Raw genomic sequence first — 16,969 nt, 5'->3', positions numbered from 1 at the left:
GATGACCGCCTCCCTTGCCGCTCCCCCCGCTTCGCGTCGCCTGCCGAATTCGCGGCAACTGATCGCTCTCATCGGTGTGGTCAGCCTGGCGTTGATCGCCGGGGCGTGGTTCTTCGAACTCGTCCTGCATCTGCGCCCCTGCAAGCTCTGCCTCGAGCAGCGTGCGCCGCATTATGCCGCGATCGGGCTCGCACTCGTCGGATTGGTGCTGGCGCGCTCAGCCCGGCTGCAATGGTTCGTCCTGCTGGGGCTCGCCGGCCTGATGGCCTGGAGCACAGGCCTCGGCGTCTATCATGCCGGCGTCGAATGGGGCTGGTTCATCGGGCCGAATGATTGCGGCGGGGCGGCTCCGGCCGCCACCGGCATGCAGGATTTCATGAAGCAGCTGCAGACGACGCGCATCGTCGCCTGCTCGGAAGCGGCCTGGCGCTTTCTGGGACTGTCGCTCGCCGGCTGGAATGCGCTGGCCTCGGCCTGGCTCTTCCTGCTCGCCGTGTTCGGGCTGCTGCGCGGGCGATCGTCGGCGTAAGCCTTACGGCTCCAGTTCCGAATCCCAGTAGAGATAGTCCAGCCAGCTCTCGTGCAGATAGTTGGGCGGGAAGAGCTTGCCGTTGCGGTGGAGGTCGTTGACCGTCGGCGCATAGGGCTTCTGGGCCGGGAACATCTCGACTGTGGCCGGCATCTTGTCGCCCTTGCGCAGGTTGCAGGGCGAGCAGGCTGCGACGACGTTCTCCCAGGTCGTCTGGCCGCCCTTGGAGCGCGGGATAACGTGGTCGAAGGTCAACTCGTCGCGCGTATTGCAGTATTGGCAGGCGAAGCGGTCGCGTAGGAAGACGTTGAACCGGGTGAAGGCCGGTGTCCGCGAGGGCTTGATATAGCTCTTGAGCGAGACCACCGAGGGCAGCCGCATGTCGAAGCTCGGGCTGCGGACGACAGTGTCGTATTCGGAGACGATGTTGACGCGGTCCATGAAGACCGCCTTGATCGCGTCCTGCCAACTCCACAGCGACAGGGGATAGTAGCTGAGCGGCCGGAAATCGGCGTTCAGCACCAAAGCCGGACAGCCGTCCGGCGATGCCATCGGATGCATCACATGCGCCGTCAAACCCGTCGCACCTCCGCTTCATCGAGCGGGACGAATCCCGCTCAAGGATCAATGTAAGCGCGAGACGACAGGAATGTGAAGGAACTTATTGCGACTGCGGCAAGCATCTGCGCGCGGGCGAGGATCAGCCTCGCCCGCGGCAGTGAAACGGTGGATTGTGACGAAATCCGGCCGGGTTTTCGTAGCTTGCGAGCGACCGGCCCGCTTCGTCAGCGGGTCGGGACAGGCTTCTCGCCGCGATAGTCGTAGAAACCGCGCTTGGTCTTGCGGCCGAGCCAGCCGGCCTCGACATATTTCACCAGCAGCGGGCAGGGGCGGTATTTCGAATCGGCAAGCCCGTCATGGAGCACCTGCATCACCGAGAGGCAGGTATCGAGGCCGATGAAGTCGGCAAGCTGGAGCGGACCCATCGGATGGTTGGCGCCGAGCCGCATGGCGGTGTCGATCGCCTCGACCGAGCCGACGCCCTCATAGAGCGTGTAGACGGCTTCGTTGATCATCGGCAGCAGGATGCGGTTGACGATGAAGGCCGGGAAATCCTCGGAAACCGAGACGGTCTTGTGCAGGCTGCCGACGAGGTTCTTGGCGCGTTCGAAGGTGCCGTCATCGGTGGCGATGCCGCGGATCAACTCGACGAGCTGCATCAGCGGGACCGGGTTCATGAAATGGATGCCGATGAAATGCTCGGGGCGATCGGTCGCCGCGGCAAGGCGCGTGATCGAGATCGAGGAGGTGTTCGAGGCGAGGATCGCGTCCGGGCGCAGATGCGGGCAGACAGCGGTGAAGATCTTGCGCTTGACCTCTTCGTTCTCGGTCGCGGCCTCGATGACGAGGTCGCAACCGCCGAGATCGGCGAGGCCGATGGCGGGCTGAATACGGGCGATTGCCGCGCGGCGCTCGTCCTCGGCAAGGGCGCCTTTCGAGACCTGACGGGCCATGTTGCCGTCGATCGTGGCGAGCGCGGCCTTGATCCGCTCCTCGGCGATGTCGTGCAGCCAAATGTCGAAGCCGGCGGCGGCCGCGACATGGGCGATGCCGTTGCCCATCTGGCCTGCCCCGATGATGCCGATCGTCTTGATCGCGTGGTCCGACATGGTTTGATCCCGGATGAACTTTTCAGGCTCCCGCAGGAGCGGAACGGGCCGCCCTGAGGCGGCCCGGAAGCGATGTGCCGGCTTACTTGCCGGCTTTGGCGAGTTCGGCGTCGAGCTCCGGCAGGACGGTGAAGAGGTCGCCGACGAGGCCGTAATCGGCGATCTGGAAGATCGGGGCTTCCTCGTCCTTGTTGATGGCGACGATGACCTTCGAGTCCTTCATGCCGGCGAGATGCTGGATCGCGCCGGAGATGCCGACGGCGATATAGAGCTCGGGGGCGACGACCTTGCCGGTCTGGCCGACCTGCCAGTCGTTCGGGGCGTAGCCGGCATCGACCGCAGCGCGCGAGGCGCCCATGGCGGCGCCGAGCTTGTCGGCGACGGGCTCGATCACCTTGCCGAAATTCTCGGCCGAGGCCAGCGCGCGGCCGCCCGAGATGATGATCTTGGCCGAGGCCAGCTCCGGACGGTCGGACTTGGCGACCTCTTCGCCCTTGAAGGACGAGGTGCCGGGATTCTCGGCCGCCGAGACGCTCTCGACCGTGGCCGAGCCGCCTTCGCCCGCCGCCGCGAAGGAAGCGGTGCGGATGGTGAGCAGCTTCTTGGCGTCGGTCGATTGCACGGTCTGGATGGCGTTGCCGGCATAGACCGGACGCTCGAAGGTGTCGGGGGAGACGATGCCGCTCACATCCGAGACCTGCATCACGTCGAGCAGGGCTGCGACCCGCGGCAGCACGTTCTTGCCGGTGGTGGTCGAGGGCGCGACGATGGCGTCGTAGTTGCTCGCGAGCTTGACGATCAGCGCGGCAAGCGGCTCGGCCAGCGCATGGCTGTAAGCGGCGTCATCGGCGAGCAGCACCTTCTCGACGCCGGCGAGCTTGGCGGCGGCATCGGCCGCGCCCTTGGCGCCCTGGCCGGCGACGAGGATATGGACGGGCGCGCCGAGCTTGGCGGCGGCCGTCAGTGCCTTGGCGGTGGCGTCCTTGATGGACGCGTTGTCGTGTTCGGCGATCAGCAGCGTGGTCATCAGATCACCCCGGCAGTCTTGAGCTTGGAGACGAGTTCGGCGGCATTGGCCACCTTGACGCCGGCGGAGCGGCCGGCAGGCTCGACCGTCTTCAGAACCTTGAGGCGCGGCGCGACATCGACGCCGAGCGTCTCGGCCGAGGTCTCGTCGAGCGGCTTCTTCTTCGCCTTCATGATGTTGGGCAGCGAGGCATAGCGCGGCTCGTTGAGGCGCAGGTCGGTGGTGACGATCGCCGGGAGCTTCAGCGACACGGTCTGCAGGCCGCCATCGACCTCGCGGGTGACGTCGACGCTGTCGGCTGACAGTTCGACCTTCGAGGCGAACGTGCCCTGGCCCCAGCCAAGGAGCGCCGCGAGCATCTGGCCGGTCTGGTTGCAGTCGTCGTCGATCGCCTGCTTGCCGAGGATGACGAGGCCGGGAGCCTCCTGCTCGACGACCTTCTTCAGGAGCTTGGCGACGGCGAGCGGCTCGACGATGCCGTCGACCTTGACCAGGATGCCGCGGTCGGCGCCCATGGCGAGACCGGTGCGGATCGTCTCGGCCGCCTGCGCCGGGCCGATCGAGACCACGACCACCTCGGTCGCCTTGCCGGCTTCCTTCAGGCGCAGCGCCTCTTCGACCGCGATCTCGTCGAAGGGATTCATCGACATCTTGACGTTGGCGAGTTCGACGCCGGAGCCGTCCGCCTTCACGCGGATCTTCACGTTGTAATCAACCACCCGCTTGACGGGCACCAAGATCTTCATCGCCAGATCACCGTTTAGAAGAGATGAGCCTCGCGCCGCACCATACCTGACGGCAGGACAGCGGCATCGCGGCCCTCGGCTGGAATGCGCTGGGACCGTAACGACGCCCGTTTGCGCTTGTCAACGTCCGTCCTGGCCCGACTCGGAGGCAAAACAGCGCGGCTTCAGCCATGGGTGGCCTTGCGCCCGAACAGGGCGATGCTGCGGTGCACGAAGAGCGGGGTCAGGGCGGCGCCCGTCGCCAGTCCGCCGAGATGCGCCCACCAGCCGACATTGCCGTCGGCGCCGAATATGGCGGAGGCGGCCTGCAGCAAGATCCAGCCGCCGAGCGCATAGAGCGCCGGGATATGGATCGGAATCCAGTTGAAGGCGAGGCCCCAGATCCGGACCTGCGGATAGATCATCAGATAGGAGGCGATGACACCGGAGATGGCGCCGGAGGCGCCGATCAGCGGCTGCTGTGAATCCGGGTATAGGCCGGCATGGAAGAGTGAGCCGCCGAGCCCGCAGAGGAAGAAGAAAACGAGGAAGCGGGCATGGCCCATCGCATCCTCGACATTGTCGCCGAAGACCCAGAGGAACAGCATGTTCCCGACGAGATGCGCGAGATTGGCGTGCAACAGGATGTTGCTGAACAGGGTCGCCCAGGCCGGGAGATGGGCGAGCCCGTCCGGCAGTTGCGCCGTGCCGAACAGTACCGAGGGAATCATGCCGAAGCCGGCCATGAGCGCGAGCTCCGCCTCCTCGCCGGGCCAGAGCAGCAGCATGAGTTGAAGGGCGAGGCAGGCGCCGATCAACCCATAGGTAATGTAGGGCGTTCGCATGAAGCGCAGTGGCACGCCGTCATGCAGGGGAACGAACATGGCCGATCTCAGCGATTCCCGCCGGGCACCCAGAGCACATCGCCGGCTGCCTTGGCATTGAGGTAGCGGGAGGCGACGAACAGGAAGTCCGAGAGACGGTTGATGTATTTTAGCGCGGCAGGAGCGACTGTCTCGCCTTCGGTCGCGGCGAGCTCGGCCATCAGGCGCTCGGCCCGGCGGCTGACGGTGCGGGCAAGATGCAGATGGGTCGCAGCCGGCGTGCCGCCCGGCAGGACGAAGGAGCGCAGGGGGCTGAGATCGGCATTCAGCTGGTCGATCTCGCTCTCGATCCGGTCGACCTGAGCCTGGACGATGCGCAGCGGCTCGAAGGCGAGGGGCTTATCAGTCTCGGGCGTCGAGAGGTCGGCGCCGAGATCGAAGAGATCGTTGCTGATGCGGCCGAGCATGGCATCGACCAGGGCGTCTTCCGTCGCCGCATGTAAGCGGGCGAGGCCCACGCAGGCATTGGTCTCGTCGACCGTGCCGTAGGCGTCGACACGCAGGTCGAACTTGGGCCGGCGCGGGCCGCTCGTCAGGCCGGTCGTGCCGTTGTCGCCGGTGCGCGTGTAGATGCGATTGAGCTTGACCATGCCACGCTTATAGCGCGGTCCCGGCTGGACGGAAGCGCGTTTCCGCCGTGGCGGTACGTCAGAAAGTGTAGCCGAGCCTGGCGCCGATATTGGCCGGGCCGCGGCTGTTCGTGCCCGGTTTGTCGGAGCAGCCGACCGTGCTGAAATGCTCGAGCGTGGTGACCAGGCTCCAGCGGTCCGAGAGCCGGAAGCCGAGGGCGGCGGCCTCGCGCGTGCCGGTGTTGCAGCCGAGCGCGAGGCGATTCTCCGGGATGACCAGGCCGGTCTTGCCGTCGTTCAGGGTGGCGCCGAGGCTTGCCTCGACGAAGATGTCGCGGGTTACGTCGAAGGTCCAGGTCGCCCCCGCATAGGCATAGCGCGTGCCGTTGAGATTGAGGCTCGCGCCGATGTTGAAGCGCGGGATGAAGGCTGCGGCGAGGCGGTCGCTCAGGGGAACGAGGCGCGGCGACAGGAGGTCGGCGCTCAGGTTCGGCAGGCCGCTCTCGCGGCCGCCGGGATTGGCCAGGCCGGCACCGACCCTTGCCTCCCAGGCGGGTGCGGGTGGTTCGGTGGCGGGAGCGTAGCTGGAGACGCTGCCGGAGAGGGATCGGGTCTGCGCGGAGGCGGCAGAAACGGCCAGGCAAACGGCAAGAGGCAGCAACGCGACGCGGACCATGGACCTTCGGCAATGAACGTGTGAGCAGACGTTAGTGAAGCGCACATACTCGTGTTCGGAATGTGGCAAGGCCCGGAAATCCAAGCTCTCATCCACAGTGCACTAAGAATGCAAGTTCAATTATTTCAAGGTCTTGTGTGTAGTGTCGCAGGCGTTCAGCCGTTGCGCCACCACAGGACGATAACGATCAGCACGATGGCGACGAATTGCAGGATGACCCGCAGCCGCATCAATCGCTGCGAGGCGTTGGCGCTGCCGCCGCGCAGCATGTTGATGAGGCCGAGCAGGAGCACGATGGCGACGGCGCCGACCGCGACGGATACGAGGGTGTTCGAAAGCGTCATGGCGACAGGCTTAGGATGGTGGGAAGGACTTGGCCAGCGCCCTGATGGGGCTCGTGCCGGTTGGGCCGTGGGTCAGCTCGTCGCAGCCATCTGCGCCAGGGCGCGGCCGCGGACAGGCATGGAGAGGTCGCCGGCGAGCGCCCGGCTGATGGCGGGCAGGCCGTCGAGCAGGTCGGGCACGAAGGCTTGCGACGGCGGTTGGCGGCGCGGCAGCGCATGGAGCGCAGCGGCCATCACGCGCGGATCGCGCTCGCCCTCGCCGGTCTGCGAGGGATCGTAGAGGACATCGACCAGCTTGAGTTCGTCGGCCCGGCCGGCGCGGATCGCCTGCTCGAGGCGCGGCCGGACGCGCGGCACGATCAGCGCCGGCTTGTCGAAGGACAGGATCTCGCAGAATGTGTTGTAGCCGCCCATGGCGACGACGCAGTGGGCGCGGTTCATCAGCAATTCGAGGCGCGGCTCGAAGCCGAGGCCTTCGAGCTTGGGATGGCGGGCAATGCGCTCGGCGAATTCCTTGCGCTTCTCGCGCGACATGAAGGGACCGAAGACGATGAGCGCGGGCAATGCGATCGTCGGATCGCTCTCGTAGGCCGAGATCACCCAGTCGATGACGCCGGCACCGTCGCCGCCGCCGCCCGGCGTGACCAGGATGAAGGGCTGCTTGGTGATGCGGGGGTAGCGGTTCGGCGGCATCGGACTCGGTACCGCGCGCTTGAGATAGCCCATGTAGCGGAGCTTGTCGGCGAAGCGGTGCTGGTTCGGCAGGCCGGTCAGGGGTTCATAGACGTTGTCGAGCCCGTAGACGAAGATGTCGTCATAGACCGTGTCGAGCGCTTCCAGCGCGCCGTTGCGGCTCCATTCCTCGAGCACCGCGGCGGGTTCGTCGAGCACGTCGCGCAGGCCGAGCACGATGCGGGCACCGCGCCGGCGCAGGATGTCGAGCGAGGGCTTCAATTCGCCGCGCAGGCCGACCGGCTCCTTGTCGACGATGACCACGTCGGGATCGAAGGAGAGCACGGTCTGCTTGATGATGTCGGCCCGCAGACGGATGGTGTCGTCGAGGCCGAGATTGAGGTGATGCGGCTCGTAGCCGCCGTCGCTCTGCTTCTCGACGCCGGGAATGCGGACATAATCGACGCCGTCGCCGAACTGGAAGCTCGAGATCACCGACGAGCCCGAGACGATGATCACCGAGATATGCGGGAAGCTCGCGATCAGCGCATTGGCGATGGCGCGGCAGCGGCGGATATGGCCGAGGCCGAAGGTGTCGTGGCTGTAGATCAGGACACGCGGAGCGTGGGGGCTACGCGGCGCGCGCTCGGCGCCGGCGAGATCGACGACGTTTGAAGGCATCGGAACGTCGCCCCCCGGGAAAGGCCAGACGACCTCTTGGCGAGGACGAACGCAGTTGAAACTCTGGAGCGGTTATAACTGGTCGCCGGGAACGATCCAAGCCCGTCGGCCTGTCGTCAGGCGAGAAAAACCGTGTCGGATCGCAGTTATCACCGCGGGCCGGGATCGCATTGCCGGTCGCTGCCCGGCAGCCGGACGAAGCTTGCCGGATCGACCAGGCGGATGGCCGGATGAGCGGCCGCCTGCAGGAGATCGGACAGGAAGGACCACGCTGTTTCGTCGTGGTCGCGATGGTGCAGCAGCAGGCCGATTTCGATGTTGCCGGTTTCCGCCATTCGCCGATCCGCCAACAGGGTTACAAGCTCGCCGACGACGTCGGCGGCCAGACGTCCGACGCGGCCGCCATGCCAGTTCATGACGTCGATATGGGTGTTGAGCAGGCGCGGTCCGCCATCCGACCCCAGGCGAAAGCCGCGGAAGCAGGAGAGCCCGGAAAAGCCGAGCGCCCCGAGACGTGCGGCGTGGCTCGGGGCGATGCGGTTCCAGGGCGGGACGAAGATCGGCAGGACATCGCCGCCGAGCAGATCGTACAGGCGCCGGCGGCCCTGCGCGATGTCGGCGTCGACATGATCGGCGTCGCGTTCAGCGCCGAATTCCGATTTCTTGCCGCCGGCGGGCGTGTGGTTCCGATGGATGGCGCCATGCTGGCAGGGGCGCAGCAGCGGCATGCCGCGCAACGCGGTCGCCAGTTCGGGTTCGGCCAGCAGGGGAATGACGGCGAGCAGGATGGGGGCCGCGAAGCGCTCGGCCAGCTCCGAGAGCCGGTCGAGCGCCAGGCTCGGTGCCACGGCGTCGTCATCGCGCAGCCAGAGGTCGATCTGCCGGCCGGATGCACTCCAGTGGTCGAGCTCGAGGGCGAGCGCGTGCCAGGTCGAGGCAGTCATGGCGTGGCTTCCCGGGCGGGCGACCGCAATTTGGCGCTGCGATTTCGCACGGCGAGGGTGAGACCTTCCGCCAACCTTTCGGCAGCGCGCGCGGGTGTGCGCTCGGCGAGGATGAAACGGTGCGCGGCTGCGCCCATGCCCTCGCGCAAGGCCCTGTCGCGCAGCAGGCGGGTCAGCGCCGCAGCCAGGGCTTCGTCGTCATGCTCCGGGACGAGCAGGGCGGTTTCGCCGGCTCGCACCGTCTCGGCGACGCCGCCGCTGTCGAAGGCGACGACCGGCAGCCCGGCCGCCTGGGCTTCGAGATAGACCAGCCCATAGGCCTCGCCGATGCCGGGCCAGAGGAGGATGTCGTGCCGGGCAAGCTCGGCCTGGGTGGCGTCGCGGTCGAGCTGCCCATGCCAGGTGATGCGGCCTTCGGGCAGGCCGGCGAAGGCGGCGCCGATCTCAGCGCGGCAAGGGCCGTCGCCGATGATGCTCAGCGTCCAGTCCTCGCCCCGACAGCGGTCGAGGATACGGGCGAGGGTGAGGTAGCTCTTCAACTTAACGCCCGCGCGCATCATGGCGACGGTGATCAGGCGGGGCTTGCCCGATAGGTCGGTCGCCCGGGAAAACTCGAAGCCGGGCGCGACGAAGGGAGGCAGGTGGAGCAGGGCCGTGCCTTCGTTCTCCCAGCGCGCGAGCCCCTGCCGGTCGCGGGCGGTGAAGTAGAAATGGACATCGGCGGCTGCGAGTCCTTGCCGGGCGGCGGCCACATGCATGGCCCATTCGCCGCTGGCACGCCGCGCGGAATCGCTCGATTCGGCTGTGACATAGGGGATGCCGAGCGCCGCCGCGATCGCGGGACCGAGGAAGTCCGGCGAGCGATAGTAGTTGTGATAGGTGAACCAGAGCTCGGGCCGCGGCTTGCCCTCCCGGTAACCGGCGAGCAGGGCGTCGCGCAGCCGGGCGGCATCGTCGGCGCAGCGGGCCAGGCGGGTAGGATCGGGTTCGCGGAAATAGGTTTTCCGCGCTGCGACGGGCGCGACGACATGGCCGAGGCTTTCGAGCGCTGCGGCGAGCTGGCGGGCCATGCGGCGATCGCCGGAGACGCCGCCGTCACCGACCGGATTGAGCGGGGTGTGGAAAGCGATGTGCAAGACGGTCTTCAGTGTCGGTGATGCTGTCAGCGATAGGGGTCGGCCGCGTCGCGCAGGCCGTCGCCGAGGAAGTTGAAGGCGAGGATGATCACGATCACGGGCACGACCGGATAGAGCAGCCAGGGATAGAGCGCCACCACATTGATGTTCTGGGCCTCGTTGAGCATCACGCCCCAGCTGGTGATCGGCGGCCGCAAGCCCAGACCGAGGAAGGAGAGCGCGGTCTCGCCCAAAATGGTCTTGGGGATGGTGATCGTGGCCGAGGCGATGAGATGGCTCATGAAGCCGGGCACGAGATGCAGCGCGATGATCCGGCGCGGCTTGGCCCCCATGAGCTGAGCCGCGACGACATAATCCTCCTCGCGCAGCGAGAGCAGTTTCGAGCGCACCGAGCGCGCGAGCCCGGTCCAATCCATCAGGCCGAGGATCACCGTGATGCCGAAATAGACCAAGAGCGGGCTCCAGGTCGGCGGCAGGATAGAGGCCAGCGCCAGCCAGAGCGGGATATGCGGCAGCGACTGCACGATCTCGATGATGCGCTGGATGAAGAGATCGACGCGGCCGCCATAATAGCCGGCGATGCCGCCGATGATCACGCCGAGCACGAAGGAGACGGAGACGCCGAGCAGGCCGATCGAGAGCGAGATGCGTCCGCCGTAGAGAATGCGCGAGAGCATGTCGCGGCCGAGCCGGTCCGAGCCGAGCAGGAAGAAGGTGCCGCCCTCGGGCGGGCAGACGAGATGCGTGTTGCCGGGGACCATGCCCCAGAACGTGTAGTCGTCGCCCTTGCAGAAGAAGCGCAGCTTCTGCGGGCGGGTCGTGTCGACCTCGTATTCGCGCTTCAGGTTCTCCATGTTGAGGCGCATCGTGTACGGATAAACGAAGGGGCCGATGAAGCTGCCTTCGTGGAAGAGATGGATGCCCTGGCTCGGCGCCCGGATGAAATCGGTGTTGCGCGTCGTGTAGTGATAGGGCGCGAGGAACTCGGCGAAGGCCGCCATCGCGTAGATCGCGACGATCACGAAGGCGGAGATGACCGCGAGCCTGTGCTTGCGGAACTTCCACCACATCAACTGCCATTGCGAGGCGAGATAGACCCGCTCCTGCTCGGGCGTCATCGCCTCGGTGGCATAGGGCTCGAACGGTGCCGTCGAGACCTCGTGCGGCAGCGGCGCGCCGTCCGGCGGGAGATGGTTGAGCGTCGTCGCCTTCACTTGGTCGCGGCTCCCTGGAGGCGGATGCGCGGATCCAGAATGGCGAGCGCGATGTCCGAGATCAGCACGCCGATCACGGTCAGGAAGGAGAGGAACATCAGGAAGGAGCCGGCGAGATACATGTCCTGGCTCTGCAGGGCGCGGATCAGCAGCGGGCCGGTCGTCTGCAGCGAGAGCACGATGGCGACGACCTCGGCGCCCGAGACGATCGAGGGCAGGATGTCGCCGATATCCGAGATGAAGAAGTTGAGCGACATGCGCAGCGGATATTTCCGCAGCGCCTTGCCGGGCGGCAGCCCCTTGGCGCGGGCGGTGACATAGTACTGCTTCTGCAACTCGTCGAGGAGGTTCGCGCGCAGCGCCCGGATCATGCCGGCGGTCCCGCCCGCACCGATGATGATGACGGGAATCCAGAGGTGCTCCAGCACCGATTTGAGCTTGGCCCAGCTCATCGGCTGGTTGAGATAGGCGGGATCGACGAGCCCGCCGATCGAGGTGCCGAACCAGACATTGGCGAAATACATGAAGACCAGCGCCAGCAGGAAATGCGGCACGGCGAGCCCGACGAGGCCGAGGAAGGTGAGCCCGTAATCGCCCCAGCTGTACTGGTGCGTGGCCGAATAGATGCCGATCGGGAAGGCGACGATCCAGGTGAAGATGATGGTGGCGAAGGAGACCATCATCGTCAGTAGCAGCCGGTCGCCGACGATCTCGCGCACGGGGCGCTGGTACTCGAAGGAGTAGCCCATATCGCCCTGGAGCAGGCCCGCGACCCAGCGGACGTAACGCTCCACCGGCGGCTTGTCGAAGCCGTATTCCTGCTTCAGGAACTCGATGCGGCTCATGTCCGCCTTCTCGCCCTGGGCCTGCATCTCGGCGGCGAGCGTCTCGAAGTAATCGCCTTCGGGCAGGTTGATCACGGTGAAGATCAGCGCGCTGGTGACGATCAGCGTCGGGATCATGATCAGGATGCGCTTGAGGATGTAGCGGAGCAGCACGGGTCAGGCCTTGGTCTCTGGCCTGTCGAACCAGAAGGTGTCGGGCATGTAGCGGCCGATGAAGGCGCCGGGCTCGAAGCTGTAGAGGCCCTTTTCGGGCACATTGCGCAGGTCGTTCGAGACGACGATCGGCTGCAGCGTGCTGTTGATCACGCCGATAGTGTAGAGCTGCTCGGCATTGATCGCCAGCATCTTGTGCCAGATGGCGCGGCGCTGCTCGCGGGTCGAGCTCATGCGCCATTCCTCGTAGAGCCGCACCAGCGCGTTGACTTCGGCGAGGGCCGGTCGCTCGCCCTCGCGGCCGCTGCTCTCGATGAACTGGCCCCAGCGCGGCCACTGGAACTGGGCCGAGGAGGTCGGCGCCAGCGCGTCCGGCTCCATATCCGACGTGACCAGCGCATTGTCCATGCCGGCCCAGGCCGACATCACGGTCTGGCCGGCGAGGATGCGGCGGCGGAAGACGTCGCGCTGGGTCGAACGCGGGTAGATCTTGATGCCGACATCGATGAAGTCCGGCTTGAGCAGGTCGAGGATGTCGGTTTCCTCGGTGTTCTCGCCGGCGGTTTCGATGGTGAATTCCAGCCGGCGTCCGTCCGGGAACAGGCGGATACCGTCGTCGTCGCGCTTCGTCAGGCCGATCTCGTCGAGCAGGCGATTCGCCAGCGCCGGATCGTGCTGGGTCCAGAGTTCGGCGAGCTTCGCGTCGTAGAGCGGGCTTTCAGGCAGGGCGGTGTTGCCGCTCTCTCGCGCCAGCCCGAAGAAGATGACCTTGTTGACGTCCTTGCGGTTGATCGCGACCGAGATCGCCTGGCGGTAACGGACGTCGCGATTGAGGTCGCGCCAGGCCGGATCGATGGCGTTCAGGTTGGGGAGCAGGGCGAAATAGGCGCCTTCCGCCCGCTTCCACAGCCGGACGTCGAAATTCATCCGCTTCGAGGCCTCCTTGAGGAAGGTGTAGTTGTCGAAGCGGATGTAGCGGGCCTGGAGATCGGCTTCGCCGGCCGCGGTCTTGGCTGGGACGAGGGCACTGGTGCCGATCGTCAGCGTGACCTGATCGGCATAGGGAAGCTGGCGGCCGTTTTTGTCGACGCGGTGGAAATAGGGATTACGCTCGAAGACGAACTGTTCGGCCGGGAGCGGCGTCGTGTTGCGCCAGGGCTCCAGTGTCGGCAGCTTCGGGTTCTCCGGCCGGTACATGCGTGACAGTCGCTCGTGCAGCGCCCCCCAGTCGCGCACCCGGTGCTCCTTCACCCGCTGGGCGAGCTCGTGCTTGGGAGCGTGCTTCTCGTGGAACTGCTTGAGATAGCCTGAGGGCATGAAGAGATAGGTCGGCTGCGCACCGGCCAGCGCCGGCAGGAAGACCGGGTTGGGCGCCTCCCAGCTATAGCGCACCTCGCGCTCGTTCAGCACTTCGAAGAACGGTGCATTGCCGCCTGCAAGCAGCGCCTGGGGCGGCCCGCCCGGCGAAAGCCGCTTGTTGTTGGCGATATCTTCCCACCAGTAACGGAAATCCTCGGTGGTGAAGGGCGAGCCGTCCGACCAGCGATGGCCCTCGCGCAGCTTGAGCGTGAAGATGCGGCCGTCCTCGACCTCGCAGCTCTCGAGCACGTCCGGCACCAGCTCCAGACTGTCGTCATAGACCATCAACCGGGTGTAGCCGTAGAGCGTCATCATGCGGATATCGCGCTGGTCGCCCATCAGCATGCGGATATTGCCGCCATGGCGGCCCTGCTGCCGGCCGAGCGCCTCCAGATCGATGACGCGCGGATTGGCGGGCAGGCGCGCGGCGACCGGCGGCAGGGAGCCGGCTGCGACCCTGTCCTTGAAGAACGGGCTGTCGATCGCGGTGCCCGAGAAGGGCGCAGGCGCTGCCTGCGCGAGGCGGGGCAGGTTCGTTCCAGCCAGCGCGGCGGAGCCGAGCAGCAGCGCGGTGCGGCGGGTCGGGTTGTGGCGGCGTGGCGTCATGGCACCAGCTCCCGGATATCGGCATTCGGCCGTGCCAGCACATAGTGACCGTCGCCGAGCGGCAGGGGCGCCAGCACGGCCTCGTCCGGCCCGGCCTTGAAGGCCATGTCCCAGTGGCTGTCGTCGGAGGCGCCGCCGGGCGCCGCCAGCTTGAAGTCGAGCTTGCGGTCGAGATCGGCGAAGGGCACGGAGCGCAGCAGCGCCCGCGTATAGGGATGGGCCGGGCGGGTGAAGAGCGCGTGGCGCGGCGCCAGCTCGACGATCCGGCCATTGGCCATCACCGCGATCCGGTCCGCCATGTAGTTCACCACGGCGAGATTGTGCGAGATGAACAGGAAGGTCAGCCCGCGCTCGGCCTGGAGGTCCTTGAGCAGGTTGAGGATCTGCGCCTGCACGGAGACGTCGAGTGCCGAAACCGGCTCGTCGCAGATGATCAGCTCGGGGTCGAGCGCGAGCGCGCGGGCAATGCCGATGCGCTGGCGCTGGCCGCCCGAGAAGGAATGCGGGTAGCGGTTGAGGAAGCGGGTATCGAGCCCGACATCCTGCATCAGGTTGCGGACCCGCTCGTCCTGCTCGGCCGGGCCGCCCCGACCATGGACGACCAGCGGCTCCCGCAGGATGTTCATCACGGTCATGCGCGGCGAGAGCGACGAGACCGGGTCCTGGAAGATCATCTGCACGCGCGGGCGGAATTTGCGGAGGTCCTCGCCGTCGAGGCCGAGCACGTCGACCCGCTCGCGCCCGTCGTCGAAGATGATCTCGCCTGAATCGGGCGTGACGGCGCGCATGATGATCTTGCTGACGGTCGTCTTGCCGCAGCCGCTCTCGCCGACGAGGCCGAGGCATTCGCCGCGCCTGATGTCGAAGCTGACATTGTCGACGGCCTTGACGCTGGTCTGGCTGCCCTTGCCGAAAAAGCTGCGCGAGCCCGTGACATAGGTCTTGTACAGGCCGCGGACGCTGAGCAATGGGGCGGCATCCACTGAAGGCTTCGGCGGGCGCGCGGTCACGACCGGGCGCGGGCGCGCCTCGCGCAACGCGACGAGCCGCTCGCCGTCCTGCATGTCGAAATGCGGGGAGGCGTCGAGCAGGGCCTTGAGATAGGGGTGGCGCGGCCGGCGGAAGATGTCCTCGACCGGGCCGCGCTCCATGATCTCGCCGTGGAAGATCACGACGACCTCGTCGGCCATGTTGGCGACGACGCCGAGGTCGTGGGTGATCAGCAGGATCGCCATGCCCATCTCGGCCTGGAGATCGCGCATCAGGTCAAGCACCTGGGCCTGGATGGTGACGTCGAGCGCCGTCGTCGGCTCGTCGGCGATCAGCAGGGCCGGCTGGCAGATCAGGGCCATGGCAAGCATGGCGCGCTGGCGCAAACCGCCGGAGAGTTCGAAGGAATAGAGCCCGAAGGCGCGCTTGGGATTCTTGAAGCCGACGCGCTTCAGCATGGCCTCGATGAGCTCGCGCGCCTCGGCCTTCGGCATCGGCCGGTGCAGGAGCAGCGCCTCCTCGATCTGGTTGCCGATCGTATGGACCGGCGAGAGCGAGGACATCGGCTCCTGGAAGATCATGCCGATGCGCCCGCCGCGCAGAGCCCGGATGCCCTCGCCCTCGGCCGGCAGCGTCGCGATGTCGACGACGGTTTCGGGCGCGAGCGGGTCGCGGAACAGGATCTCGCCGCCAGTGACGCCGCCGGCGCGCGGCAGCAGCCCCATGATCGCCTGCGAGATCACCGATTTGCCGGAGCCGGATTCGCCGACGAGCGCGACGGTCTTGCCGGCGGGGACGCGCAGGCTCACGCCCTTCACGACGTCACGGGACAGGCCGTGGATTGTGAAGCCGATACGCAGGTCGTTGATGCGCAGGATGTCCATGCTTACGTCGATACGTTCCCGGGAGCCTTACCGCTCTGCAGTTTTCCTCATGTCACTAGACGTCGAAAGCGACGGCTTGCCAATCGCTTTCGACGCTTCCGGCGAGCATTGCCCGATGCGGATGACATCGCTGCAACGGGGTCCGCGCCGGAAATCGTCGTAGCTGATGCTCCAGGGCAGGGGGGCGGCGCGCGATAGGGCCCCATCTTGAAATACTGGTTGTCGTCGAGCCCGGGGCCGCCATGGCCGATATGCCCCTGTAGGGTCACGGTATGGACGCCGCCGGCGATAACCTCGATATGGCCCTCGCCATCGGGGCCGGGCTGGGAGCGGATGACGAAGTCGATCCAGCCCTGCTGCGCCGAGGGCAGGTCGGCATGGGATGCGACCCGGATGCCCGGCGCACAGACGTTGAAATAGCGCGGATAATTTTTCGTGGTCGTGCCGCTCTCGATCGCGATCAGCGCGCGGGTTTGCTGTGCCTCGGTGCAGTTGATCACGAGCACCTCGCCGGGAAGGCAGCCCTCGGGGCGCTCGCTGCCGCCGATCGGGTAGGAGGGAATCAGGTCGGTCTCGACGGTGATGCCGAGGCGGCCGCGATAGAGGCGCAAGGCGAGGAATGGCGAGTAGTCGCCGACGGCTTCGGGCAGGATTTCGCGCTTCCACTGCGCAATCACATATCTGCGATCATCCTGCGCGAGCGCATCGTTGAGGTGCAGGGCAAAGCCGTACCAGACCGTGCTGTGGAGGGGGACGAGCACCTCCGGGCGCTCCCAGATCTCGGTCCGCTCGCTGCATCCCACCGCATGCGAAAGGCAGGACGGCGCCATGACCACGGTCACGGCGCCGGCGCCGCTGTCGGGCGCGACACCATCGAAAACCACGCGGCCGGAGCGCTGCTCGGGATTGTCCGTATAGAAAAGCCCGCCTTCGGGGGCGAAACAGCCTCGCTCGAAACCGTCGTGCAGGATGTGCTGCGTGGGATCAGCCCCGGCCTCGGCGCGCGCAGAGACGGTCACAGCGCCGGCGAGACCGATCATGGCCGCACAGCACAGCATTCC

At 66.6% G+C, this 16,969-nt stretch carries 17 protein-coding genes; 1 reads left to right on the top strand and 16 read right to left on the bottom strand.

Going from position 1 to position 16,969, the window contains the following annotated elements; translation table 11 throughout:
- The first annotated feature begins 1 nt into the window (after position 1).
- Positions 2 to 529: a disulfide bond formation protein B gene (locus ACODTJ_RS08595; protein WP_454655552.1), complete on the top strand. Its 528-nt coding sequence runs from the start codon at positions 2 to 4 to the stop codon at positions 527 to 529.
- A 3-nt stretch (positions 530 to 532) separates the two neighbouring features.
- Here ACODTJ_RS08595 and ACODTJ_RS08590 read toward each other — a convergent pair whose 3' ends face one another.
- The 16 genes from ACODTJ_RS08590 to ACODTJ_RS08515 form a co-directional block, all read right to left on the bottom strand.
- Positions 533 to 1,090, bottom strand: a complete 558-nt coding sequence (locus tag ACODTJ_RS08590; protein ID WP_454655553.1) for an HNH endonuclease — start codon at positions 1,088 to 1,090, stop codon at positions 533 to 535.
- A gap of 224 nt (positions 1,091 to 1,314) precedes the next feature.
- The gene (locus ACODTJ_RS08585; protein ID WP_488848180.1) at positions 1,315 to 2,199 is read right to left on the bottom strand and encodes a 3-hydroxybutyryl-CoA dehydrogenase; all 885 of its coding nucleotides are present in this window, start codon (positions 2,197 to 2,199) and stop codon (positions 1,315 to 1,317) included.
- A gap of 82 nt (positions 2,200 to 2,281) precedes the next feature.
- On the bottom strand, positions 2,282 to 3,226 hold the full coding sequence (locus tag ACODTJ_RS08580) for an electron transfer flavoprotein subunit alpha/FixB family protein (protein ID WP_454655555.1): 945 nt from the start codon (positions 3,224 to 3,226) through the stop codon (positions 2,282 to 2,284).
- Complete coding sequence (locus ACODTJ_RS08575; protein ID WP_454655556.1) at positions 3,226 to 3,972, bottom strand: electron transfer flavoprotein subunit beta/FixA family protein; 747 nt, start codon at positions 3,970 to 3,972, stop codon at positions 3,226 to 3,228. Before ACODTJ_RS08575 ends, ACODTJ_RS08580 begins: the two co-directional genes overlap by 1 nt.
- A 164-nt stretch (positions 3,973 to 4,136) precedes the next feature.
- The gene (locus tag ACODTJ_RS08570) at positions 4,137 to 4,835 is read right to left on the bottom strand and encodes a rhomboid family intramembrane serine protease (RefSeq protein ID WP_454655557.1); all 699 of its coding nucleotides are present in this window, start codon (positions 4,833 to 4,835) and stop codon (positions 4,137 to 4,139) included.
- An 8-nt stretch (positions 4,836 to 4,843) separates the two neighbouring features.
- Positions 4,844 to 5,425, bottom strand: coding sequence for a cob(I)yrinic acid a,c-diamide adenosyltransferase (locus ACODTJ_RS08565; protein ID WP_454655558.1), 582 nt, complete (start codon positions 5,423 to 5,425; stop codon positions 4,844 to 4,846).
- Between the two features lie 58 nt (positions 5,426 to 5,483).
- The gene (locus ACODTJ_RS08560) at positions 5,484 to 6,080 is read right to left on the bottom strand and encodes an acyloxyacyl hydrolase (RefSeq protein ID WP_454655559.1); all 597 of its coding nucleotides are present in this window, start codon (positions 6,078 to 6,080) and stop codon (positions 5,484 to 5,486) included.
- A gap of 155 nt (positions 6,081 to 6,235) precedes the next feature.
- Positions 6,236 to 6,424 carry a twin transmembrane helix small protein gene (locus ACODTJ_RS08555; protein WP_454655560.1) on the bottom strand — a complete coding sequence of 63 codons (189 nt, stop codon included), beginning with the start codon at positions 6,422 to 6,424 and terminating at the stop codon, positions 6,236 to 6,238.
- Positions 6,425 to 6,496: 72 nt separating this feature from the next.
- Positions 6,497 to 7,777: a glycosyltransferase family protein gene (locus tag ACODTJ_RS08550; protein ID WP_454655561.1), complete on the bottom strand. Its 1,281-nt coding sequence runs from the start codon at positions 7,775 to 7,777 to the stop codon at positions 6,497 to 6,499.
- A gap of 149 nt (positions 7,778 to 7,926) precedes the next feature.
- Entirely contained in the window at positions 7,927 to 8,721 is a 795-nt protein-coding gene (locus ACODTJ_RS08545) for a polysaccharide deacetylase family protein (protein ID WP_488848175.1), read from the bottom strand.
- Complete coding sequence (locus ACODTJ_RS08540; protein WP_488848174.1) at positions 8,718 to 9,857, bottom strand: glycosyltransferase family 4 protein; 1,140 nt, start codon at positions 9,855 to 9,857, stop codon at positions 8,718 to 8,720. Before ACODTJ_RS08540 ends, ACODTJ_RS08545 begins: the two co-directional genes overlap by 4 nt.
- Before the next feature lie 26 nt (positions 9,858 to 9,883).
- Complete coding sequence (locus tag ACODTJ_RS08535; protein WP_454655564.1) at positions 9,884 to 11,071, bottom strand: ABC transporter permease; 1,188 nt, start codon at positions 11,069 to 11,071, stop codon at positions 9,884 to 9,886.
- Positions 11,068 to 12,066, bottom strand: coding sequence for an ABC transporter permease (locus tag ACODTJ_RS08530; RefSeq protein WP_454658946.1), 999 nt, complete (start codon positions 12,064 to 12,066; stop codon positions 11,068 to 11,070). Before ACODTJ_RS08530 ends, ACODTJ_RS08535 begins: the two co-directional genes overlap by 4 nt.
- A gap of 6 nt (positions 12,067 to 12,072) precedes the next feature.
- On the bottom strand, positions 12,073 to 14,034 hold the full coding sequence (locus ACODTJ_RS08525) for an ABC transporter substrate-binding protein (RefSeq protein ID WP_454655565.1): 1,962 nt from the start codon (positions 14,032 to 14,034) through the stop codon (positions 12,073 to 12,075).
- Complete coding sequence (locus ACODTJ_RS08520) at positions 14,031 to 15,908, bottom strand: ABC transporter ATP-binding protein (RefSeq protein WP_454655566.1); 1,878 nt, start codon at positions 15,906 to 15,908, stop codon at positions 14,031 to 14,033. The genes ACODTJ_RS08525 and ACODTJ_RS08520 overlap by 4 nt, the downstream gene beginning before the upstream one ends.
- Positions 15,909 to 15,955: 47 nt before the next feature.
- On the bottom strand, positions 15,956 to 16,948 hold the full coding sequence (locus ACODTJ_RS08515) for a heparin lyase I family protein (RefSeq protein WP_454655567.1): 993 nt from the start codon (positions 16,946 to 16,948) through the stop codon (positions 15,956 to 15,958).
- Between the last annotated feature and the right edge of the window lie 21 nt (positions 16,949 to 16,969).

The organism is Allobosea sp. FG18 (assembly GCF_057809495.1).
This window is presented reverse-complemented; position numbering and strand designations above follow the sequence as displayed.

Excerpts from the sequence above, each read along its gene's own strand:
- ACODTJ_RS08565 (WP_454655558.1), bottom strand. The coding sequence starts at position 5,425 with ATGGTCAAGCTCAATCGCATCTACACGCGCACCGGCGACAACGGCACG.
- ACODTJ_RS08590 (WP_454655553.1), bottom strand. The coding sequence starts at position 1,090 with ATGCATCCGATGGCATCGCCGGACGGCTGTCCGGCTTTGGTGCTGAAC.
- ACODTJ_RS08585 (WP_488848180.1), bottom strand. The coding sequence starts at position 2,199 with ATGTCGGACCACGCGATCAAGACGATCGGCATCATCGGGGCAGGCCAG.
- ACODTJ_RS08555 (WP_454655560.1), bottom strand. The coding sequence starts at position 6,424 with ATGACGCTTTCGAACACCCTCGTATCCGTCGCGGTCGGCGCCGTCGCC.
- ACODTJ_RS08520 (WP_454655566.1), bottom strand. The coding sequence starts at position 15,908 with ATGGACATCCTGCGCATCAACGACCTGCGTATCGGCTTCACAATCCAC.
- ACODTJ_RS08525 (WP_454655565.1), bottom strand. The coding sequence starts at position 14,034 with ATGACGCCACGCCGCCACAACCCGACCCGCCGCACCGCGCTGCTGCTC.
- ACODTJ_RS08595 (WP_454655552.1), top strand. The coding sequence starts at position 2 with ATGACCGCCTCCCTTGCCGCTCCCCCCGCTTCGCGTCGCCTGCCGAAT.
- ACODTJ_RS08580 (WP_454655555.1), bottom strand. The coding sequence starts at position 3,226 with ATGACCACGCTGCTGATCGCCGAACACGACAACGCGTCCATCAAGGAC.
- ACODTJ_RS08545 (WP_488848175.1), bottom strand. The coding sequence starts at position 8,721 with ATGACTGCCTCGACCTGGCACGCGCTCGCCCTCGAGCTCGACCACTGG.
- ACODTJ_RS08560 (WP_454655559.1), bottom strand. The coding sequence starts at position 6,080 with ATGGTCCGCGTCGCGTTGCTGCCTCTTGCCGTTTGCCTGGCCGTTTCT.
- ACODTJ_RS08550 (WP_454655561.1), bottom strand. The coding sequence starts at position 7,777 with ATGCCTTCAAACGTCGTCGATCTCGCCGGCGCCGAGCGCGCGCCGCGT.
- ACODTJ_RS08570 (WP_454655557.1), bottom strand. The coding sequence starts at position 4,835 with ATGTTCGTTCCCCTGCATGACGGCGTGCCACTGCGCTTCATGCGAACG.
- ACODTJ_RS08575 (WP_454655556.1), bottom strand. The coding sequence starts at position 3,972 with ATGAAGATCTTGGTGCCCGTCAAGCGGGTGGTTGATTACAACGTGAAG.
- ACODTJ_RS08515 (WP_454655567.1), bottom strand. The coding sequence starts at position 16,948 with ATGATCGGTCTCGCCGGCGCTGTGACCGTCTCTGCGCGCGCCGAGGCC.